Origin of the sequence: Streptomyces sp. NRRL F-6676, from assembly GCF_000725625.1 — a bacterium.
GTDB lineage: Bacteria > Actinomycetota > Actinomycetes > Streptomycetales > Streptomycetaceae > Streptomyces.
This window is the reverse complement of record NZ_JOHS01000037.1, coordinates 25,356-45,095: the sequence shown is the minus strand read 5'-3', so window position 1 is coordinate 45,095 and position 19,740 is coordinate 25,356. Positions and strand designations below refer to the sequence as shown.

The following is a 19,740-nucleotide window of genomic DNA, read 5'->3' as shown; positions in this document are numbered from 1 at the left end:
GCCGCGGGCCGGCGTGCGCCCGGACCGGCACGCGATCCCCGGAGGTCAACGGCATGACGCCCACTGCGCGACCGCGGCAGCCCCGCGACGAACATCTCGTCCTGCTGGCGGCGGGCCTGGCCGAGCTGGCGGTGAGCACCGCGGGGTCGGTCGCCGGGAAGGTGTGGGGGCTGCTGCGCCGCAGCGACGGCGCCGACCTCGCGCGGGACGCGGAACAGGATCTGGCGGCACGTGGCCGGCTCCTCCTCGACCGGCTGGCGACCGCGCCCCCCGCCCACCTCGAAGTCCTCGCCCAGCACGTACTGGCCCGGCGGCAGGCCCCCGGCGGCGATGCCTGACCGCTGGGAGCCGGAGGCGTTCCAGGCACGTGTCGACGGCGTCCTGAGCGCGTTCCTGGCCGAGGAGGGCGAACAGCTGCTGGCGATCGACGAGGCCCTGCGGCCGGTGGCCGAGCAGTTGGGGCGGGCCGCCGGGCACGGCAAACGGCTGCGGGCGGCGTTCTGCTACTGGGGCTGGCGTGCGGCGGGGCAGCCCGACAGTGACGCCCTGCTGCGGGCGGCCGCCTCGATGGAGCTGGTGCACGCCGCGGCCACCGTCCACGACGACCTCATCGACGACAGCCCGCTGCGGCACGGCCTGCCGACCGTCCAGGTGGCCCTGCGCTCCGCCGTGTCCGGACGGCCGCGCGCCCGTGCCCTCGCGCGCGACCTGGCCATGCTGGTCGGCGACCACCTGATGGCGCTGGCGGGGCGGCTGTTCGCCGGCTGCGGTCTGCCGGCCGCCTACCTCGCGCGGGCCCGGACGCTGTGGGGGGAGCTGGCCCGTGAGCTGATCGCGGGCGAGTGTCTGGAACTCCTGCACACCGGTGCCCGCCCGGACCCGGACACCTCGCTGAAGGTGATCCGCTACAAGACCGCCAAGTACACGGTCGAGCAGCCGCTGCTCCTCGGCGGACTGCTCGCCGGTGCCGCGCCCGAGCTGCGTGCCGGGTTCTCCGCCTACGGGCTGCCGCTGGGCGAGGCGTTCCAGCTCCGGGACGATCTGCTGGGCCTGTTCGGCGACCCGGCGCGCACCGGCAAGGCACCCCTGGACGACCTGCGCGGGCAGCGGCCCACCGCCCTGCTGGCCCACGCCTGGCGGGCCGCGCCGCCCGGTGAACGCGCCGAGCTGGCCGGGGTGCTGGGCCGCCGTGACCTGGACGAGGGGGACCTGGCCCGGGTGCGGGAGCTGATGGTGCGGCTTCAGGCACCCCGGCGGGTGGAGGAAATGATCGACGCGCGGGTCGGGGAGGCCACCGCCGTCGTGGACGGACTCACCGTGCCCGCCCCTGCCCGGCGGGCCCTGCACGCCCTCGCCCACTCGGCCACCGACCGCCGCCACTGACCACTCCCCGTCCCCCGCCCGGCGGGCGGCGGGATCCGCAGCCGAGGAAGGACCGCTGTCATGCCCTACAGCCAGTCGTCGCTGGACGCCCTGCGCGAGTCCGGCGACAAGCTCGCCGACACCGTCGTGGCCACCCTGTTCGCACGCGGGGAGGTGGGAAAGTTCAACACCCTGATGCGGTACGTCTCCACCGCGGGCGCTCCGCTGCCGGACGGGCTGCCCGAGGTGGCCCGCGAGTATCTGCGGGCCACCTCCGCGCCGCCGTCCTGGGTGGACTGGACGGAGATGGAGAAGGCGCGGCTGTTCTTCACCGACAACAACGTGCACATCTCCACCGCGCTGTCCTTCGCCTCCATGCCCGCCTGCTACGTCGTCCCGCACGTGGCGAAGCTGCTGTCGGCCACGCACGGGCTGAACTACCCGTCGAAGCGGATGGCGGAGACGGGGCAGTTCACCGTTTACCTGATGCAGCCAGACGCCTTCGAGGCGGGCAGCCGCTTCCTGCCCGCCGCGCAGAAGGTGCGCCTGCTGCACGCCGCCATCCGCCACCACCTCACGCGCGAGAACCGCTGGGACACGGCGGCGCACGGTGTGCCGATCTGTCAGGAGGACATGATCGGCGGGCAGATGTTCTTCTCCATGCTCGTCCTGGACTGTCTGCACCGGCTGGGCATCCACATGTCCGCCGAGGGCGCGGAGGCCTACTTCTACGCCTGGCGCGTGGTCGGCGCCCTCCTCGGGGTCGACCAGGACGCGGTGCCCAGGAACGTGGCGGAGGGACGGGAGTTCCTCGACCTGTACATGGTCCGGCACATGGGTCCGTCGGCGGAGGGCGCCCATCTGACCCGGCAGCTGATCGACCTGTACGAGGAGGTCGTGCCGGGCACGCTGTTCGACCCGGTCGTCTCCGCCCTGATCCGGTACCTGATCGGTGACACCTGCGCCGACTGGCTCCAGGTGCCCCGCACCTCCTGGGACCGGCTGGTCAAGGCGGCTCCCGCGCTGCTCGGCGTGGTGGAGAGCATCGAGGACCGCTCGCCGCTGGGCGCCTGGGCCCTGGACCGGCTCGGCCACTTCACCACGCTCTTCGAACTGTCCTCCCTGACCCGCGGCCGGGTCATGCACTACGCCGTTCCCGAACAGCTCAGGAAGGACTTCGGCGTCTCCGGCGGCGTACCCCGCAGCCACCGGTGGACGCCGCCGGCGCCCACGGTCGTCTAGGCTTCAAGATCTTCTTCGGGCAGCGCCAGCCGGGCCGTCACATCGTCGGCGAAGCGGGCGAGGAGGCGGAGGAGGTCGTCGCGGTCCTCGGCCGGCCAGTCGGCGAGGACCCCGGCGAACCAGCCGAGCAGGGAGGCCACATAGCGGTTGGCGGCCTCCTCCCCCGCCTCGGTCGGCTCGATGAGGCTCGCGCGGCGGTCGTGGGGGTCGGCGATGCGCCGCACCAGGTGACGCTTCTCCAGCAGCTGCACCTGACGGGTGACGTGCGGGCCCACGACCTGCATCCGGTCGGCGATCTCCCCGATGCGCAGCGGCTCGCCGGCCGCGCGCAGGGAAACGAGCACGCCCACGGCGGGGCGGTCGAGGGACGGACCGGCCGCCTCCGCGGCGCGCTCGACGAGCCGGCCCTTGCTGAACGCGGCGCTGAGCCGGGTGAGCCGGGGCAGTACGGCGAGCAGGTCGTCGTGCGAAACCGCGGGCGCGGGCTCCCCGGGGGACTCGGGGATCATGGCACCTCCATTTGCATACCTGAGTTAGGTATCTATATCGTGGGGAGCGGAGTCACGGCGCCAAGGGCGCCGTATGACTCCATAAAGGATACCTAAGGTACGCATCCTGGCGCCTCCGTGGGCTGCCGCGTGCCGTTCTCCAGGCCGGGCCCGCCCCGGCGGAAAGGTGCCACCATGACTGCCACCCCCATGACGCACACGCATCCCACGCCCACCGCCCGCCGGGTCCTGATCTCCGGGGCGAGCATCGCCGGTCCCACGCTCGCGTACTGGCTCGACCGGTACGGCTTCGAGGTAACCGTCGTCGAGAAGGCCGCCGCCGTGCGTGGCGGCGGGTACCCGATCGACATACGCGGCACGGCCCGGGCGGTCGTGGACCGCATGGGTCTGCTGCCGAGGCTGAGCGAGGTGCACGTCGACACCCGGCGGATCACGTTCGTCGACACGTCCGGCGAGACGGTCGGCTCGATCCAGCCCGAACAGATGACCGGCGGAGAGGCCGGCCTGGACCTCGAGGTCCGGCGCGGCGACCTGGCCGACGCTCTCTACACGCCACTGCGGGACCGCGTCGAGTTCCTCTTCAACGACTCGATCGCCACGCTGGACGACGACGGGGACGCCGTGCACGTCGTCTTCGACAGCGGCACGTACCGCACGTTCGACCTGGTGATCGGCGCGGACGGACTGCACTCGAACACGCGCCGGCTGGTCTTCGGCCCCGAGGAGCCGTTCCACCGCTACCTCGGACACGTCTTCGCGGGCTTCACCCTGCCCAACGAGTTCGGCCTCTCGCACGAGGCCGCCGTCTGGAACGAACCGGGACGGGCCGCCGTCGTCTACTCCTACGAGCCCAACGACCCCGTGCACGGCTTCCTCACCTTCCTCCGCGACACGCCGCCCTTCGAGGCGTTCCGCGACCCGCGTGCCCAGCGCGACCTGGTCACGTCGTGCTTCCCGGAGCAGGCGTGGCACGTGCCGCGTCTGGTGAAGGCTATGCGGGAGGCCGACGACCTCTTCTTCGACATCGTGAGCCAGATCCACATGCCGACCTGGTCCCACGGCCGGGTCGCCCTGGCGGGCGACGCGGCGCACGCCACGTCGTTCATCTCGGGGCAGGGCTCGAGCGTCTCGCTCGTCGGCGCGTACATCCTGGCCGGCGAACTGGCCACGCACGCGGACCACGCCGAGGCCTTCGCCGCGTACGAGCGCCGGCTGCGCCCCTTCGCCGAGCGCAACCAGGCACTGGCCACCGGCGGCGGCACGGTCATCACCCCGTCGACACGGGAGGCACTGGAGGCCCGGAACGCCCTGATCCGCGACCCCCAAGCGGCCCGGACCGCCCAGCGGGCGGCGGAGCGGCGGGAGACACATTCGGCGCTGGTGCTGCCGGATTACGCGGGAGCGGAGTGAGGCGACACCTCACTCGGGCGGCCGGTGGTCACCGGGGTTGACCCTCGACCTTGTCGAGGGCCCAGGGTTCCGGGTGTGGAGAGCGAGATGCGCAGCATTGGGGAGATGGCCCGGGAGAGCGGGCTGAGCGTGAGCGCCCTGCGGTTCTACGACCGCACCGGTGTGCTGGTCCCCACCTGGGTGGACCCGGTCAGCGGCTACCGCTGGTACGACCCCGGGCAGCTGGACGAGGCCCGGCTGCTGGCCCGGTTGCGCCGGGCTGGCATGCCGCTGGCGGACATCCGGCTGGTGCTGGCCGGCTGGTCCGGCGCGGACACGGACCTGGTGCGCGGGCTCCTCCAGGCGCACCTGCGCCGTCTCGAACGGGGGCTGTCCACGGCCCGCAGCGAGTTCTCCACGCTCCACGCAGTGCTCGACCAAAGGGAGAACCCCATGCCCTCGCCCCGTACCACCGCCGCCACCCGCCTGACCGTCTCCGCGCCCGAACTGGACGCCGCGCTGGACGCCGTCCGCTTCGCGGTCGGTTCGGACCCCGAGCTGCCGATGCTCGGTGGTGTCCTCTTCGACGTGGAGGACGACGGGCTCCATGTCGTGGCCACCGACCGCTACCGGATGGCCGTCGCGCGGGCACACGCCACGGGGCACACCACGGACCGCGTGCAGGTCGTCGTGCCCGTCCCCCTCGTCGACGCGATGCGGGCGCTGCTGAGCGACGAGGGCCCGGTGCGGCTCGCCGTGGACGGCGGCCGCGTGACGCTGGAAGCCGGTGACCGCCGCACGGCCGGCCAGTGCCTCGACCACGACTTCCCCGACTACCGCCGCCTCGTCCACCCGCCGGCCGGGCGCCGCGCCCTCGTCGAGGTGGCGGCCCTGCGGGAGGCCCTGGAGACCGGCCCCGTCCGCGCGGGCGAGGCGCGCGAGCAGGACGGCCCGGCCTGCGACCTCAGCGTGCTCAGGATGACGGACGACGGCAGGGTGACCCTCTGCGAGGACGGCGACGACGACCAGGGCAACGTCGCCGTCAACCGCGCGTTCCTGCTCGACGCGCTCACCGCCGGAGCCCGGGACCGGCTCGTCCTGGAACTCGGCCCCCCGACCGCTCCCCTGGCGATCCGCCGGCCCGACGACGAGCACACGTTCTCGCTGCTGATGCCGGTCCGGTTGGAGGACTAGGGACGTACTCGCTGCGGACATAGGGACGTACTCGCTGCGGGCAACGGGCGACGACTTGCAAAGAGTCCGTTGCAAAGACTGCTTTGCATAGCTATCTTTGTCCACATGCCCGAGCCCCAGCCTTCGCAGGTCCGCAATCTCGACGCCCGCTCCCTGCGCGGGCTCGCCCACCCCCTGCGCATGCGACTCCTCGACGCGCTGCGCTTCGAAGGTCCGGCCACCGCCTCCCGACTCGCCCAGAAACTGGGCGAGTCGAGCGGTGCCACCAGCTACCACCTGCGGCAGCTCGCGGCCCACGGCTTCATCGAGGAAGCCCCCGAGCGGGGCAAGGGGCGGGAGCGGTGGTGGAAGGCGGTGCACAAGGGCCTGCACTTCGACGACGCCCTCCTCACGGACACCAACCCGGACGTGCGCGGCGCCGCCGACATGTACCTCCACGAGGTGGCCACCACCCAGACCCGCGACCTGTCCACCTGGCTGGGCAACCGTCAGACGTGGCCGGAGGAGTGGAACCGCACGTGGGACATGAGCAGCGCGACGCTGCGGCTGACGCCCGAACTTACCCGTGAACTCGTCGAGAAGATGCACGCGCTCATCGACACCTACCGCGACCGGGCCACCGGCGAGGACGCCCCCGACGCCGCCCACGTACGCGTCCACACCCACGCGTTCCCCCTCACCACGGAATGAGAGGCCACGACCCGATGGATCCCGAGACGTACCTCGCCCTGCACCACGTCCACGCCGCCGAACTCCGCGCCGAAGCCGAGGCGTACCGCCGCGTCGCAGCGGCGCGGCAGCCCCGCAACCTGCGTGTCCGCCTCGGCTGGACCCTCGTCGAGGTCGGACTCCGGCTGACCACCGCGCCCAGGACGGCGGCCGCCGTTTCCTGACCCCGTTCCGACCGTCCGCACGGGTGCGCGCCGCGCCCGCACCGGACGAGGGCGGGCGTCACATACGGAGTCGCACCTCCGCCCAGACACCCGAACCGGCTACATCCTCCCCGCGCACGCAGCCTGCCATTTCGACAGACTCTGCCGCATACTTCGCATCAGGAGGGGTCGGCTCCGTGTCACATCCGGGGCCCGAGGTCTGGGGGGACCATGGCTGACGTACGCCTTCAGTGGTTACAGGACGCCGTCTCGGAGTTCGGCGCGCAGTGCAAACGCAGTCTGGCGGGGCCGGGTGACCGTGAGGCTGCGATCCGGGGCCCGCTGGAGCAATTGTTCCACGCTCTGGGGAAGCACCACGCCCTGCGCGAGATCGGCTGGCATCCGGAGACCCGCATACCGCACCTCGGCGTCCGTCCCGACTACGCCGTACGCGTCAACGCGCAGATCACCGGCTACATCGAGGTGAAGCGGCCCGGCAAGAGCATCGACCCCGACACCTTCACCGGTCACGACCGACGGCAGTGGCAGCGCCTGCGCGACCTGCCGAACCTGCTCTACACCAACGGCACCCACTGGCGTGTCTTCCAGTACGGCACGCAGGTCGGCGAGGAGGTCGTCCTGTCCGGGTCGTTGAAGAGCGCCGGAGTGAAACTCGGCGCCTCGGATCCGGCCGCCTTCGACGCCCTCATACGAAGAGTCCTCTTCTGGGATCCGCCGACCGTCCGCCGAGTATCGGTCCTCGTCCAGCACGTCGCCCCACTCTGCCGCCTCCTGCGCGAGGCCGTGCGGGAGCAACTGCGCGCGGAGAGCGGGACGGACGCCGACGACCCCACCGTCGAGCGCCCCTTCACGGGTCTGCGGAGCGACTGGCGCCGTCTGCTCTTCCCCACCGCCGACGACGCGACCTTCGCCGACGGCTACGCCCAGACCGTCACCTTCGCCCTGCTCCTCGCACGCACGGAGGGCATCCCGGTCACCGGCACGAGCTTCCACGAGATCGGTCGGCGTCTCCACGCCGGTCACGCCCTGATGGGCAAGGCCCTCCAGCTCCTCACCGACAACGTCAACGAGCGGTTCGAGGTGACCCTGGACCTCCTCGCCCGCACCGTCGAACGCGTCGACTGGGTGACCATCCGGCGAGACAACCGGGACGCGTACCTCCACCTCTACGAGTCGTTCCTCTCCGTCTACGACGACGACCTGCGCCGGCGCAGCGGCTCCTACTACACCCCGCACCAGGTGGTCGAGGAGATGGTGCGCCTCACCGAGGAGGTCCTGCGCACCCGTCTGGGCAAGGCCCGCGGTTACGGCGACGACGGCGTCCACATCGTCGATCCCGCGATGGGCACCGGAACCTACCTGCACACGATCATCGAGCGGGTGGCACGGCAGGCCGCCACCCGCTCCGGCCAGGCCATGGCGCGGGACGCGATCGGCCGTCTCGCCGGGCGCCTGTACGGTTTCGAATTACAGATGGGCCCGTTCGCGGTCGCCGAACTCCGCGCAGCCGACCTGCTCAAGAAGCACGGCGCCACGCTTCCCCCCGGCGGACTCAACCTCCACGTCACGGACACCCTCGACGATCCGTACATCCAGGAGGAGCAGCTCGCCTCCACCTACGCGGCCCTGTCGGTCTCCCGTGCCCGCGCCAACCACGTGAAGGCCAATGTCCCCGTCACCGTGGTCATCTCCAACCCGCCCTACGACGACAAGGCGGAGAACCGCGGCGGCTGGATCGAGAAACGCGTCAAGGGCCAGGGCCGCCCGCCCCTGGACGACTTCCGCCACCCGGGGAACGGCCGCTACGAGCACGCGCTGAAGAACCTGTACGTCTACTTCTGGCGCTGGGCCACCTGGAAGGTCTTCGACGCGCACCCGGACGACCGGCACGGCGTCGTCTGCTTCATCACCCCGTCCGCCTTCGCCACCGGCCCCGCGGGGCGGGGCATGCGCGACTATCTGCGCCGGACGTGCGACGAGGGGTGGGTCATCAATCTGTCGCCGGAGGGGCAGCGTTCGGACGTGGCCACCCGCGTCTTCCCGCACGTCGCCCAGCCGCTGTCCATCTGCGTCTTCTTCCGATGCGCGGACCACGACGCCACCCGCCCCGCGCGCATCCACCACCGGGCCCTGTACGGAAAGCGCGCCGAGAAGTTCACCCAGCTCCGTGCGGTCGGTCTGGACGACGACGGATGGCGGGACGCACATACGGAAGGGATACGGCCCTTCACTCCAGCGGCGCTGTCCGGCTGGGAGGAGTACCCGGCGCTGGACTCGCTGTTCCCCTGGGGCAGTCCGGGCTGCAAGACCAACCGATCCTGGGTTACCTCACCTCATCCATCAGTCCTCCAGCGTCGCTGGGCCCGTCTCGTGGGCGAGGAGGATCCGGAGGCCAAAGCCGTCCTCTTCAAGGAGACGCGGGACCGCCGGCTCGACGCTCGGGCCTCGTGCCTGCCGGGCTTCCCACATCCCGACCGGACCGTCGACGAGGAGACGACCGCTCGCCCAACGCTCTCGCGCATCGCCCTGCGCAGCTTCGACCGGCAATGGCTCATCGCGGACAACCGGGTGCTCGACTTCCCCCGGCCCGATCTGTGGGAGTCGCTCCAGCCCGGGCAGGTGTTCCTCAACCAGCAGAGCAGCCACGAGATCGACAGCGGCCCCGCACTGGTGGCGACGGCGCTGCTCCCGGACACGCACCACTTCAACGGCCGGGGCGGAAGGGTGCATCCCGTCCTCCACCCGGACGGCAGCGCCAACGTGCCCACCGGCCTACTTCGGTACCTGTCCGCGACCCTCGGCCTGGACGGGGTGACCGTGCACGACCTCGCCGCCTACGTCGTGGCCGTCGCCGGGCACAGCGCCTTCACCGAGCGGTTCGCCGAGGAGTTGCTCACCCCAGGTGTCCGGTTGCCGCTCACGCGCGATCCCGAGCTGTGGAGCGAGGCGGTCCGGGTCGGACGTGCGTTCCTGTGGGCGGCCACGTATGGCGCGTGGGGCGATCCGCCCGAGACGCCGGTGTCCGGTCAGGAGGGTGTCGACTTCCCTCCGGGTGACCCGCGCCAGGTCCGGTACATGACGCCGGTCGGCTCCACGGTGCCCGACACCCTCACCTACGACGAGGAGAGCGGCACCCTTCACGTGGGGCCGGGCACTTTCACAGGGGTCCCGCCCGAGGTCTGGTGCTACGAGGTCGGCGGCATGCGAATCGTGAAGAAGTGGTTCGGCTACCGGAAGGCCTCACCCACCAGTCGGAGGACCAGCCCACTGGACGACCTCCACGTCACGACGTGGCCGGGCGAATGGTCCGCGGAGCTGGTCGAGCTGTTGTCCGTGCTGCGTCGACTGGTCGACCTCGCTCCGGCGCAGCAGACCCTCACCACGCGGATCGTGAACTCACCGGTCGTCACCGTCACCGACCTCACGTCGGCAGGTGTTCTTCCGCCCCAGCCCAGAGCCGACCGTGCCCGTCGACGTGTCGTGCTGGACTTCGACCGACCGGCGGGGGAACCGTGACCGCGGCCGCGGCTACGTGCCCTCGCCGGCCGCGACGTGTGCCTCGGCCTGCTCCAGGTCCCAGACTCCCTCCGCGAGCAGTCCGAGGGCGTGTCCGGCGGCACGGGGCGCCGTACCGCGTGCCACGGTGTCGGCGAAGGACGACACCGCGCTCAGTCGTGCCGTCAGCTCGTCACACTCCGCCGTACGCAGGGCGGCCACTCCGGCATCGGTGAGACGAAGCGTGCCCCGGTCGCCGTCCCGCTGTTCGACCAGGCCGGCCCACAGCAGCGTCGGCAGCGCGTCCCGGACCTCGTCCGTATCGAGGTTCCGGGTCGCGTAGGACTCCGGTCCGGCTTCTGGTGCCGGGAGGTCGCAGAGGTCCAGTTCCCGCAACAGGTGGTGCTGGAGTGGTGACAGCGGTCCGAGGGGGTCGAGCATGGCCCCAGTATGGCCCGCGCCGTGCGGGACACCTGCTCGCCTCACGCACCCGTGTCGCGGTGTCCACAGTGGCCCCGGCCCCCCCCCAGCCTGCGGTGAGAAAGTCACCTGGGTAGTGCGACCTCCGCCCAGACCGTTTTCGTGTACGCGTCCCGGACCTCGCACCCCCATCGTTCGGCGTACGCCGCCACGAGCAGCAGTCCACGTCCGGACGGGGCGTCGGGTACCGCCGGTTCGGCCACGGGGTCGCGGGGCAACCGCCCCGGGCGGGTGTCGGTCACCTCGACGCGGACGACGTCGTGCGCGGGCAGGAGGAGCAGCGTCAGGCGGAAGTCCCGGCCGGGTGTCCTGCCGTGGGTGATCGCGTTGGCCGCCAGCTCGGCCGTGACGAGGGCGGCGGCCTGTGACGTCCCCGAGCCGTACGGGATCTCCCACGCCGCGAGCTGCTGTCCGGCGAGGCGACGGGCGAGACGGGCTCCGCGTGCGGTGCTGCTGAGGCGGATGGTGAGGTGCGGGGCGCGAGTGGGCGGTTCCACACTGATGTTGGTCGGCTTCACGGAGTGACCGTCCCGTGGCGCGGACGACCGCGCGAGGTCGGATCTCCGTACGTGGTCGCGCGGTACGGCCGATGGAAGGGTTGGTACGGCGGGTGTACGGGGCCGTGAGCGTGGCCGGAACCGTCGGGTCCGGGATGAGTCACCTCGGGAACTACGAAGGCCTACGCCGCCCGATGATCCCCACCTTACGGATTCCGGGGCCGATGTTGTATGTGGGTTTGTACGGGCGTTGTACGGGTCCGGGTCGTGTCCCGGTTGTCGCGAGTCGCGTTGAGCAGGGTCCCTGTGGCGAGGTCGGGCGAGGCCGCGGGGCGGATGAGCGGGGTGCGTTCCGGAACGGAAGGACGTGAGGGCGTGAGCACGGTACGGGAAGCGCGGAGCGGTCGGGCGGCGAACCCGAAGGAGGCCGGCGGGGAGCTACCCGGGGCGTGGTCGGCGTACGGCAGACTGCTGCAACACCTGCGCAAACGGGCCGGGTTGAATCAGCAGGAGCTCGGTGAGGCCATCGGGTACTCGCTGGAACAGGTCGGCTCGGTCGAACAGGGTCGACGCCCGGCGAAGGCGGCGTTCACGCGGGCGGCGGACCGAGTGCTGGAGGCGGGTGGGGTTCTGGAGGTGTTGCAGGACGAGGTGGACCGGGCGAAGCTGCCGAGGTTCTTCAGGAACTTCGCGCTCTTCGAGGCGGAGGCGGTCAGTCGGTTCTCCTACGATCCGCTGTTGATTCCTGGGCTGTTGCAGACGGAGGCGTACGCGCGGGCTCTGTTTGCGGGACACTGCCCACCGCTGAGCGAGGAGATCATCGATCAGCACACGGAGGCGCGGCTGAGTCGACAGAACCTTCTGACGCGGGTTCCGCTCGCGGAGCTGTCCTTCATCATCGGCGAAGAGGCACTGAGGAACCCGGTGGCCGACAGAGAGGTGATGCGCGGACAGTGGCAACATCTGCTGGAAATGGGCGCGTTGCGGAACGCCGAGGTCCAGGTCATGCCGGCTGCAGCCGGGTTCCACTCCGGGCTGAACGGACCGTTCGTGGTGCTGGAGACCAGTGAGCACCAGCACCTTGGGTATATCGAGTCCCAGGAAGTCGGGTGCGTCATCCATGATCCGGCAGAGGTCAGCGCCTTCGGGTTGCGGTATGGCAAGCTGCGATCGCAGGCTCTGAACGGCGTCGAGTCTGCGCGGCTCATCGAACGGCTGGTGGGAGAGACATGAGCATGGAGCAGGTGACCGAGAACGTGGACGGGCTGCACTGGTTCAAGAGCAGCTACAGCGGTTCGGGCGGCGGTGACTGCGTGGAGGTGGCCGTCGGGCTGGACGTCGTGCATGTACGGGACTCGAAGGTCACAGGCGGCGGGCCCGTGGTGTGCGTCGGCAGGGCGGGATGGACCGCGTTCCTGGCGTCCACCGAGTGACGGGGGCCGGGCGGGTGGCCGGGTGTGGCAGGGCCGCCCGCCTGTTCGCCCCGGGGGTCAGCCGTCCCAGGTCCAGTCGGCGACCTCCGGGAGGTCCACGCCGTGTTCGCGGATCCAGTCGTGGTGGCGCAGGCGGGTGTCCTGCATGTGCTGGCGGACCGTGGCGGCGCGGATGGCGAGGCCGGGGACGCGGTCGATGACGTCCATGACCAGGCGGTAGCGGTCCAGGTCGTTCTGGACGACCATGTCGAACGGGGTGGTCGTGGTGCCGCGTTCCTTGTAGCCGCGGACGTGCAGGTGTTCGTGGCCGTCGCGGCGGTAGGCGAGGCGGTGGAGGAGCCACGGGTAGCCGTGGTAGGCGAAGATCACCGGTTTGTCGGCGGTGAAGACGCCGTCGTACTCGAAGTCGGTCATGCCGTGCGGGTGTTCCTCGGCGGGGAGCAGCCGGGCGATGTCGACGACGTTGACCACGCGGACGGCGAGGTCGGGCAGGTGCGTGCGGAGCAACTGCGCGGCGGCGAGGGTCTCCAGGGTGGGGACGTCGCCCGCGCAGGCGAGGACCACGTCGGGCTCCCGGGTGCCGTCCTCGGTGCCGGCCCAGTCCCAGACGCCGAGGCCCCGGGCGCAGTGGACGCGGGCCTCCTCCATCGTGAGCCAGTCGAAGCAGGGCTGTTTGCCGGCCACGATCACGTTGACGTAGTTCTTGCTGCGCAGCGCGTGGTCGGCGACCGACAGCAGCGTGTTGGCGTCCGGCGGGAAGTAGACCCGTACGGCCTCGGGGCTCTTGTTGAGGATGTGGTCGACGAAGCCGGGGTCCTGGTGGGAGAAGCCGTTGTGGTCCTGGCGCCAGACGTGTGAGGTGAGGAGGTAGTTGAGCGAGGCGATGGGGGCGCGCCAGGAGAGGCTTCGGGTGGTGCGCAGCCACTTGATGTGCTGGTTGACCATCGAGTCGACGATGTGCACGAACGCCTCGTAGCAGGAGAACAGTCCGTGCCGGCCGGTGAGGAGGTAGCCCTCCAGCCAGCCCTGGCAGGTGTGTTCGGAGAGGATCTCCATGACCCGGCCGTGCCGGTCGAGGTCCTCGTCCACCGGGCGGGTCTCCGCCTGCCATGCCTTGCCGCTGGCGGCGTAGACGGCCTGGAGGCGGTTGGAGGCGGTCTCGTCGGGGCCGACGAGACGGAAGTCGCGGCGGTCGGTGGTGGCGGCCATGACGTCCAGCAGCATGTCGCCCAGGACGCGGGTGGGCTCGTGCAGGGTCGCGCCGGGTTTGTCGACGGCGACGGCGTGCTTCTCCAGGGGCGGCAGGGGCAGTTCGCGGACCAGCAGGCCGCCGTTGGCGCGTGGCGTCGCGCCGAGCCGGCGCTCGCCCTGCGGGATCCAGGCCAGGACCTCGGGGCGGGGTGCGCCGTGTTCGTCGAAGAGTTCCTCCGGGCGGTACGAGCGCAGCCATGCCTCCAGTTGGCGGAGGTGCTCGGGGTTGTCGCGGACGGCGGCGAGCGGGACCTGGTGGGCGCGCCAGGTGCCCTCCACCGGGAGGCCGTCGACCTCGGCGGGGCCGGTCCAGCCCTTCGGTGTGCGCAGCACGATCATCGGCCAGCGGGGGCGTTCGGTGGCGCCCTCCTCGCGGGCGGCGCGCTGGATGGCGGCAATGCGGTCCAGGGCGGTGTCCAGGGCGCCGGCCATCGCCTGGTGGACGGCGGCGGGGTCGTCGCCGGTGACGTGGAGGGGGTCGTGGCCGTAGCCGCGGAGGAGTTCGTCGAGCTCGGGTTCGGGGAGGCGGGCGAGGACGGTCGGGTTGGCGATCTTGTAGCCGTTGAGGTGGAGGATCGGGAGGACGGCGCCGTCGTGGACCGGGTCGAGGAACTTGTTCGAGTGCCACGACGCGGCGAGCGGGCCGGTCTCCGCCTCCCCGTCGCCGATCACGCAGGCGACGAGGAGGGCGGGGTTGTCGAAGGCGGCCCCGTAGGCGTGGGAGAGGGCGTAGCCGAGTTCGCCGCCCTCGTGGATCGAGCCGGGGGTCTCGGGGGCCACGTGGCTGGGGATGCCGCCGGGGAAGGAGAACTGTTTGAAGAGGCGGGCCATGCCGGGGGCGTCGCGGGTGACGTCCGGGTAGGTCTCGGTGTACGAGCCCTCCAGCCAGCTGTTGGCGACGACGGCGGGACCGCCGTGGCCGGGGCCCCAGATGCAGAGGGTGTCCTGGTCGCGGGTGCGGATGACGCGGTTGAGGTGGGTGTGGACGAGGTTGAGTCCGGGAGAGGTGCCCCAGTGGCCCAGAAGGCGGGGTTTGACGTGTTCGGGGCGGAGGGGGGTGGAGAGGAGGGGGTTGGACATGAGGTAGATCTGGCCGACGGAGAGGTAATTGGCGGCGCGCCAGTGGGCGTCGAGGGTGGCGAGGTCTTCGGGGGTGAGAGGGGCTTGGGGGGCCTGGGGAACTTGGGAGGTGCCGGCTCGTGCGGTGTCGTCGGCGGGCATGAGGGGCCTTCCGGGTCGGGGCGGGTGTTTCCACCTTGCGGGGTTTCCCGGGTACCCGCGAGGGCCGGTTGGCCCACTCGGACGGGAGCCGGTCGGTCTTTCGTCCCCCGGGCCCGTTACACGGCACCCCGGGTGGGCTCCGCCCCCGTGCAACCCCCCTGCAACCTGGCGTGCCGTTGAATCGGCGGTCCAGGTGCCGGAGGCAGGAGGCAGGGGATGGGTGAGGGAGAGCGCGACGCCGGCGAGGTCGTCGTACCGCGCGTGGCGCTGACGGATGCCGCCGCCGACCTCGTACGGCGGCTTCGCGCGTCGCACGGGCCGCTCATGTTCCACCAGTCGGGCGGCTGCTGCGACGGCAGCGCCCCCATGTGCTACCCCGAGGGCGAATTCCGTACCGGCGGCTCGGACGTGCTGCTCGCCGAGCTGGAGGTCGACGGGGTCGGCGAACCCGTCGGGTTCTGGATGTCCCGCGGCCAGTACGAGGTGTGGGCGCACACCCGGCTGATCGTGGACGTCGTACCCGGGCGCGGCAGCGGCTTCTCCCTGGAGGCACCCGAAGGAGTGCGTTTTCTGATCCGTTCCCGCGTCGTCGACGCATAGCCGCCGTCCGCGTCACCACCGTCTGGTGGACTGCCCCTCGCACTCCCGGCTCATTCCTGTGATGAGCGGGTGAATTGATGATGCGTCAGCACAGCAGACTGACGGTCAGACAGCCAGGCAGCCACCGGTCCCCAGGGGGTACTCGTGACGCGTTACCGGCACTTCCGTCCCAGAACCCGGCTCACCACACTCCTCGCCCAGCTCTCCGTCCTCGGCACGCTGGCCGGGGCCGCCCTCGCGGGCGCGGCGCCCGCCGCCGCCGGGCAGCGCGCCGACGGCATCTCGCCCGGCGTCACCTACCGGGACTACGACCTCGACGCCGCCCACGGCACGACCCACGCCCACCTCCTCACCGTCGACCTGCGCGATCCGCACGTACGCGTGGATCTGCTGTATCCGGGTGCCGTCGCCGCCCGCGCCACCGTGTCCCGGATGGCCGCCTCCGCCGGCGCGGTCGCCGGGGTCAACGGTGACTTCTTCGACATCAGCGAGGCCCAGCACCCCGGCGTGGAGGTGACCGGCGCCCCGGTCGGCCCGGCGGTCGCGGGCGGCCGGGCGCTGAAGGCGGCGGTGCCGCGCGGCCAGCGCTTCGGCCCGGCACTGCCGGCCGGCGGCAGCACCGAGGACGTGCTCGGTGTGGGCACCGACGGCGTCGCCCGGCTGGACCGGCTGTCCCTGACCGGGACGGTACGGACGGCGGCCGACGGGACGCTGCCGCTGCGCGGGCTCAACCAGTACGCGCTGCCCGAGGGCTCGGTCGGCGCGTACACCGCCGACTGGGGCGGCGTCTCGCGGCGGCGGGCGGTGTGCGGGACGGACACCGTGCGCGGGGCGCCGTGCGGTACGGACACCTACGAGGTCACCGTGCGCGGCGGCCGGGTCGTCTCCGCCGCGGACTCCCCCGGCTCCGGGTCGGTCGCCGACGGCACGACCGTGCTGGTCGGGCGTGAGGCGGGCGCCCAGTGGCTGCGGAAGTTGTCCGTCGGCGAGCAGGTCGCGGTGGAGCAGCGGCTGGTGGCGAAGGAGGCGGGGGTGCCGTACCGGTTCGCCGTCGGGGGTGCGGTGCTGCGGCGGGGCGGGAAGGCCGTGCCGGGGCTGGACGACTCGGTGTCCACCGTTCGTACGGCGTTGGGGATCGCCGACGGGGGGCGGCGGTTGCTGCTGCTCGCGCTGGACGGTGGGGCGGCGTACCGGTCGGGGCTGACGGTCGCGGAAGTGGCCGCGGAGTTGGGGCGGTTGGGGGCGGTGGATGCGTTCGGGGTGGACGGTGGGGGGTCCACGACGCTTGTGACGCGAGGGGCGGGGAGTACGGCGGTCGGTGTGCGGAACCATCCCTCCGGGGGTGGGGAGAGGGCGGTCGCCAATGGGGTGGGGGTGTTCGCCGTCGGGGGGTGAGTGAGGCCGGGAGGGGGGTTCGGCGGGGATTTTTTCGCCCCCGCCGCCCCTTCCCGTCCCGTCCCTGGGGGCTGCGCCCCCAGACCCCCCTAAAAGATCGCGCAGTTCCCCGCGCCCCTCATCACGGGCGCAGGCTACTGACAATGTCCGCCGTCGCCAGCAGGCCGTTGTGGATCGTGGGGGCCATGCTGCTGCCGGCCAGGAGGAAGCCCAGTAGGGCGCAGACCAGTGCGTGGGAGACCTTCAGGCCGCCGTTGCGGAGGAAGATCACCGCAAGGATGGTCAGCAGCAGTACCAGCGAGATGGAAATGGCCATGGTCAACCTCCTCCGCCACGTCCGCTTCGCGGCGTTCGGCCGCAAGTGTGGCGTAGCGGAGGGTTCGTCCGGGCGGCTGACGTGTCCTCCGAACGAGTGGTGTCACAGCCGTGGGTGGCTCTTACGCCGGTGCGCGCAGGTCCACCAGTCCCGCCAGCCGTTCGCGGTGGGCGCCCGCCGTGCCGTACGCCAGTGAGTCGGCCTTGGCCCGCTTCAGGTAGAGGTGGGCCGGGTGCTCCCAGGTCATGCCGATCCCGCCGTGCAGCTGGACGGCCTCCTCCGCGGCGTGCACGGCGACCCCTGCGGCGTACGCCTGGGCGACGGTGACCGCGAGTTCGGTCTCCTCGCCGCCGGTGGCGAGCGCGTCGGCGGCGTTGCGGGCGGCGGCGCGCAGGTTGACGATCTCCAGCCACAGCTGGGCCAGCCGGTGCTTGAGCGCCTGGAAGCCGCCGACCGGGCGGTTGAACTGCTTGCGCTCCTTGAGGTAGCGGACGGTCTCCGTCAGGCACCAGTCGGCCAGGCCGAGTTGCTCGGAGGCGAGCAGTCCGGCGCCGGCCCGCAGCGCGCGGCGTACGGCGGGTTCGGCCTCGCCCAGGCGGCGGGCCGGTGCGGCGTCGAGGACGACCCGCGCCACCGGGCGGGTCAGGTCCAGGGAGGTCTGCGCGGTGACGGTCGCGTCCGCTGCGGCCACCGCGTACAGGCCGCCGTCGTCGGCGGGAACCAGGAGGACGTCGGCCGCGGTGGCGTCGGCGACGGCGGTCAGCTCGCCGTGCAGGGTGCCGTGCTCCAGGCGGGCGGTGGGGAAGGGGGCGTCCGGGGCGGTGTGCAGGGCGACGGCGAGCGTCCCGACCCTCGCACCGGTGGCCAGCTCGCCGAGCAGGTCACCGGCCGGCTCGCCGGTCCCGCACGCCAGCAGTGCCTCCGTGGCGACGACGGCGCTCGTCAGGTACGGCACGGGCGCGACCGCGCGGCCCAGTTCCTCCAGGACGACGGCGGCCTCGCGGTGCGTGGCGCCCTGGCCGCCGAGTTCCTCGGGGACGAGGAGTCCGGCGAGGCCCATGCCCTCGGTGAGCGCCTTCCACAGCCGTACGTCGTGCCGGGTCTCCGACTCGGTGCGGGCGAGGACGCCCGCCGGGTCGCAGTGGTCGGTGAGCAGATCGCGGACGGCGGCGCGCAGCGCCTCTTCCTCCTCGGAGTGGAGCAGGTCGGGCTGTGTGCTCATCGGGCCAGGTCCTTCCAGGCGACGTCCTTGTCGGTGCGCGGCTCGGCGGGCAGGCCGAGGACGCGTTCGGCGACGATGTTCAGCAGCACCTCGCTGGTGCCGCCCTCGATGCTGTTGCCCTTGGAGCGGAGGTAGCGGTAGCCGGCCTCGCGGCCGGTGAAGTCGACGAGTTCGGGCCTGCGCATGGTCCAGTCGTCGTACAACAGGCCTTCCTCGCCGAGGAGTTCGACCTCCAGGCCGCTGATCTCCTGGTTGAGGCGGGCGAAGGCGAGTTTCATGCCGGAGCCCTCGTAGCCGGGCTGGCCGGCGGCGAGTTGCTGGCGCAGGCGTTCGGCGGTGAGGCGGGAGACCTCGGCCTCCACCCACAGCTTCAGCAGCCGCTGGTGCAGGTCGTGGGTGCGCAGTTCGGGGCGTTCGCGCCAGGTGCGGGAGACCGGGCCGATCATGCCGCCCTCACGGGGCAGACGCATGCCGCCGATGGATACCCGCTCGTTCATGAGGGTGGTCTGGGCGACCCGCCAGCCGTCGCCGACGTCGCCGAGCCGGCGGGAGTCGGGGATGCGCACGTCGGTGAGGAAGACCTCGTTGAACTCGGCCTCGCCGGTGATCTGCCGCAGCGGGCGGACCTCGACGCCGGGATCGGTCATGTCGCAGACGAAGTAGGTGATGCCGCGGTGCTTGGGCACATCGGGGTCGGTGCGGGCGATGAGGATGGCCCAGCGGGCGAGATGGGCGCTGGAGGTCCACACCTTCTGCCCGTTGACCACCCAGTCTCCGCCGTCGGCCACGGCGCGGGTGCCGAGCGCGGCCAGGTCGGAGCCGGCGCCGGGCTCGCTGAAGAGCTGGCACCACACCTCCTCGCCGGTCCACAGCGGGCGCAGGAAGCGCCGCTGCTGCTCGGGCGTGCCGTACCGCAGGATCGTCGGCGCGGCCATGCCGAGGCCGATGCCGATGCGGCGGGGGTCGTTGTCGGGGGCGCCGGCGGCCTCCAACTCGGCGTCCACGACGGCCTGGAGGGAGCGGGGCGCGCCGAGGCCGCCGAAGCCCTCGGGGTAGTGCACCCAGGCCAGACCCGCGTCGAACCGGGCGCGCAGGAAGTCGAGCCGGTCGGTGCCGGCGGGCGGGTGGGCGGCGAGGAACTCGCGGGTACGTCCGCGCAGCCCGGCCGCGTCGAGTGCGGCGGCGTCGGGTGCGGCGGCGTCGGGTGCGGCGGCGTCGCGTGCGGTGGCGTTGTCGGGCAT

At 71.9% G+C, this 19,740-nt stretch carries 19 protein-coding genes; 12 read left to right on the top strand and 7 right to left on the bottom strand.

The window, feature by feature from the left end; translation table 11 throughout:
* The first annotated feature begins 53 nt into the window (after positions 1–53).
* The 3 genes from IO29_RS21790 to IO29_RS21780 are packed head-to-tail and all read left to right on the top strand — an operon-like array spanning position 54 to position 2,604.
* Positions 54–338: a hypothetical protein gene (locus IO29_RS21790; RefSeq protein ID WP_030380766.1), complete on the top strand. Its 285-nt coding sequence runs from the start codon at positions 54–56 to the stop codon at positions 336–338.
* Positions 331–1,383 (top strand): polyprenyl synthetase family protein, encoded by a 1,053-nt coding sequence (locus tag IO29_RS21785; protein ID WP_030380765.1) that lies wholly within the window; start codon positions 331–333, stop codon positions 1,381–1,383. Before IO29_RS21790 ends, IO29_RS21785 begins: the two co-directional genes overlap by 8 nt.
* Before the next feature lie 60 nt (positions 1,384–1,443).
* A complete protein-coding gene (locus IO29_RS21780) occupies positions 1,444–2,604 on the top strand; it encodes an oxygenase MpaB family protein (RefSeq protein ID WP_030380764.1) in 1,161 nt (386 codons plus the stop codon).
* On the opposite strand, the gene IO29_RS21775 is transcribed toward IO29_RS21780, so the two are convergent.
* Positions 2,601–3,113, bottom strand: a complete 513-nt coding sequence (locus IO29_RS21775) for a MarR family winged helix-turn-helix transcriptional regulator (protein ID WP_030380763.1) — start codon at positions 3,111–3,113, stop codon at positions 2,601–2,603. The genes IO29_RS21780 and IO29_RS21775 overlap by 4 nt on opposite strands.
* A gap of 174 nt (positions 3,114–3,287) precedes the next feature.
* On the opposite strand from IO29_RS21775, the gene IO29_RS21770 reads away from it, so the two are divergent.
* The 5 genes from IO29_RS21770 (at position 3,288) to IO29_RS39020 (ending at position 10,105) form a co-directional block, all read left to right on the top strand.
* Positions 3,288–4,523: an FAD-dependent monooxygenase gene (locus IO29_RS21770; RefSeq protein ID WP_234307567.1), complete on the top strand. Its 1,236-nt coding sequence runs from the start codon at positions 3,288–3,290 to the stop codon at positions 4,521–4,523.
* Positions 4,524–4,610: 87 nt separating this feature from the next.
* Positions 4,611–5,696: a DNA polymerase III subunit beta family protein gene (locus IO29_RS21765; RefSeq protein ID WP_078618356.1), complete on the top strand. Its 1,086-nt coding sequence runs from the start codon at positions 4,611–4,613 to the stop codon at positions 5,694–5,696.
* 105 nt (positions 5,697–5,801) lie between these two features.
* Positions 5,802–6,386 carry an ArsR/SmtB family transcription factor gene (locus IO29_RS21760; protein ID WP_030380760.1) on the top strand — a complete coding sequence of 195 codons (585 nt, stop codon included), beginning with the start codon at positions 5,802–5,804 and terminating at the stop codon, positions 6,384–6,386.
* A gap of 14 nt (positions 6,387–6,400) precedes the next feature.
* Positions 6,401–6,589: a hypothetical protein gene (locus IO29_RS21755; protein ID WP_030380759.1), complete on the top strand. Its 189-nt coding sequence runs from the start codon at positions 6,401–6,403 to the stop codon at positions 6,587–6,589.
* Positions 6,590–6,799: 210 nt separating this feature from the next.
* Positions 6,800–10,105 (top strand): type ISP restriction/modification enzyme, encoded by a 3,306-nt coding sequence (locus IO29_RS39020; RefSeq protein WP_051707845.1) that lies wholly within the window; start codon positions 6,800–6,802, stop codon positions 10,103–10,105.
* Between the two features lie 12 nt (positions 10,106–10,117).
* Here IO29_RS39020 and IO29_RS21745 read toward each other — a convergent pair whose 3' ends face one another.
* Both IO29_RS21745 and IO29_RS21740 read right to left on the bottom strand, forming a co-directional pair.
* Entirely contained in the window at positions 10,118–10,525 is a 408-nt protein-coding gene (locus IO29_RS21745) for a hypothetical protein (protein ID WP_030380757.1), read from the bottom strand.
* Between the two features lie 104 nt (positions 10,526–10,629).
* The gene (locus IO29_RS21740) at positions 10,630–11,082 is read right to left on the bottom strand and encodes an ATP-binding protein (protein WP_033226211.1); all 453 of its coding nucleotides are present in this window, start codon (positions 11,080–11,082) and stop codon (positions 10,630–10,632) included.
* Positions 11,083–11,397: 315 nt separating this feature from the next.
* On the opposite strand from IO29_RS21740, the gene IO29_RS21735 reads away from it, so the two are divergent.
* Together IO29_RS21735 and IO29_RS21730 are read left to right on the top strand one after the other, a co-directional pair.
* Positions 11,398–12,294: a helix-turn-helix domain-containing protein gene (locus IO29_RS21735; RefSeq protein ID WP_078618358.1), complete on the top strand. Its 897-nt coding sequence runs from the start codon at positions 11,398–11,400 to the stop codon at positions 12,292–12,294.
* Complete coding sequence (locus IO29_RS21730; RefSeq protein ID WP_030380754.1) at positions 12,291–12,494, top strand: DUF397 domain-containing protein; 204 nt, start codon at positions 12,291–12,293, stop codon at positions 12,492–12,494. Before IO29_RS21735 ends, IO29_RS21730 begins: the two co-directional genes overlap by 4 nt.
* A gap of 57 nt (positions 12,495–12,551) precedes the next feature.
* On the opposite strand, the gene IO29_RS21725 is transcribed toward IO29_RS21730, so the two are convergent.
* A complete protein-coding gene (locus IO29_RS21725; protein ID WP_030380753.1) occupies positions 12,552–14,966 on the bottom strand; it encodes a phosphoketolase family protein in 2,415 nt (804 codons plus the stop codon).
* Positions 14,967–15,182: 216 nt separating this feature from the next.
* On the opposite strand from IO29_RS21725, the gene IO29_RS21720 reads away from it, so the two are divergent.
* Both IO29_RS21720 and IO29_RS21715 read left to right on the top strand, forming a co-directional pair.
* Positions 15,183–15,566 carry a DUF779 domain-containing protein gene (locus IO29_RS21720; RefSeq protein WP_030380752.1) on the top strand — a complete coding sequence of 128 codons (384 nt, stop codon included), beginning with the start codon at positions 15,183–15,185 and terminating at the stop codon, positions 15,564–15,566.
* A 144-nt stretch (positions 15,567–15,710) separates the two neighbouring features.
* A complete protein-coding gene (locus IO29_RS21715; RefSeq protein ID WP_063738103.1) occupies positions 15,711–16,961 on the top strand; it encodes a phosphodiester glycosidase family protein in 1,251 nt (416 codons plus the stop codon).
* A 121-nt stretch (positions 16,962–17,082) separates the two neighbouring features.
* On the opposite strand, the gene IO29_RS21710 is transcribed toward IO29_RS21715, so the two are convergent.
* The 3 genes from IO29_RS21710 to IO29_RS21700 form a co-directional block, all read right to left on the bottom strand.
* Entirely contained in the window at positions 17,083–17,277 is a 195-nt protein-coding gene (locus IO29_RS21710; RefSeq protein WP_030380750.1) for a hypothetical protein, read from the bottom strand.
* A 121-nt stretch (positions 17,278–17,398) separates the two neighbouring features.
* Positions 17,399–18,499 carry an acyl-CoA dehydrogenase family protein gene (locus tag IO29_RS21705; protein WP_030380749.1) on the bottom strand — a complete coding sequence of 367 codons (1,101 nt, stop codon included), beginning with the start codon at positions 18,497–18,499 and terminating at the stop codon, positions 17,399–17,401.
* Positions 18,496–19,740, bottom strand: a complete 1,245-nt coding sequence (locus IO29_RS21700) for an acyl-CoA dehydrogenase family protein (RefSeq protein WP_234307566.1) — start codon at positions 19,738–19,740, stop codon at positions 18,496–18,498. The genes IO29_RS21705 and IO29_RS21700 overlap by 4 nt, the downstream gene beginning before the upstream one ends.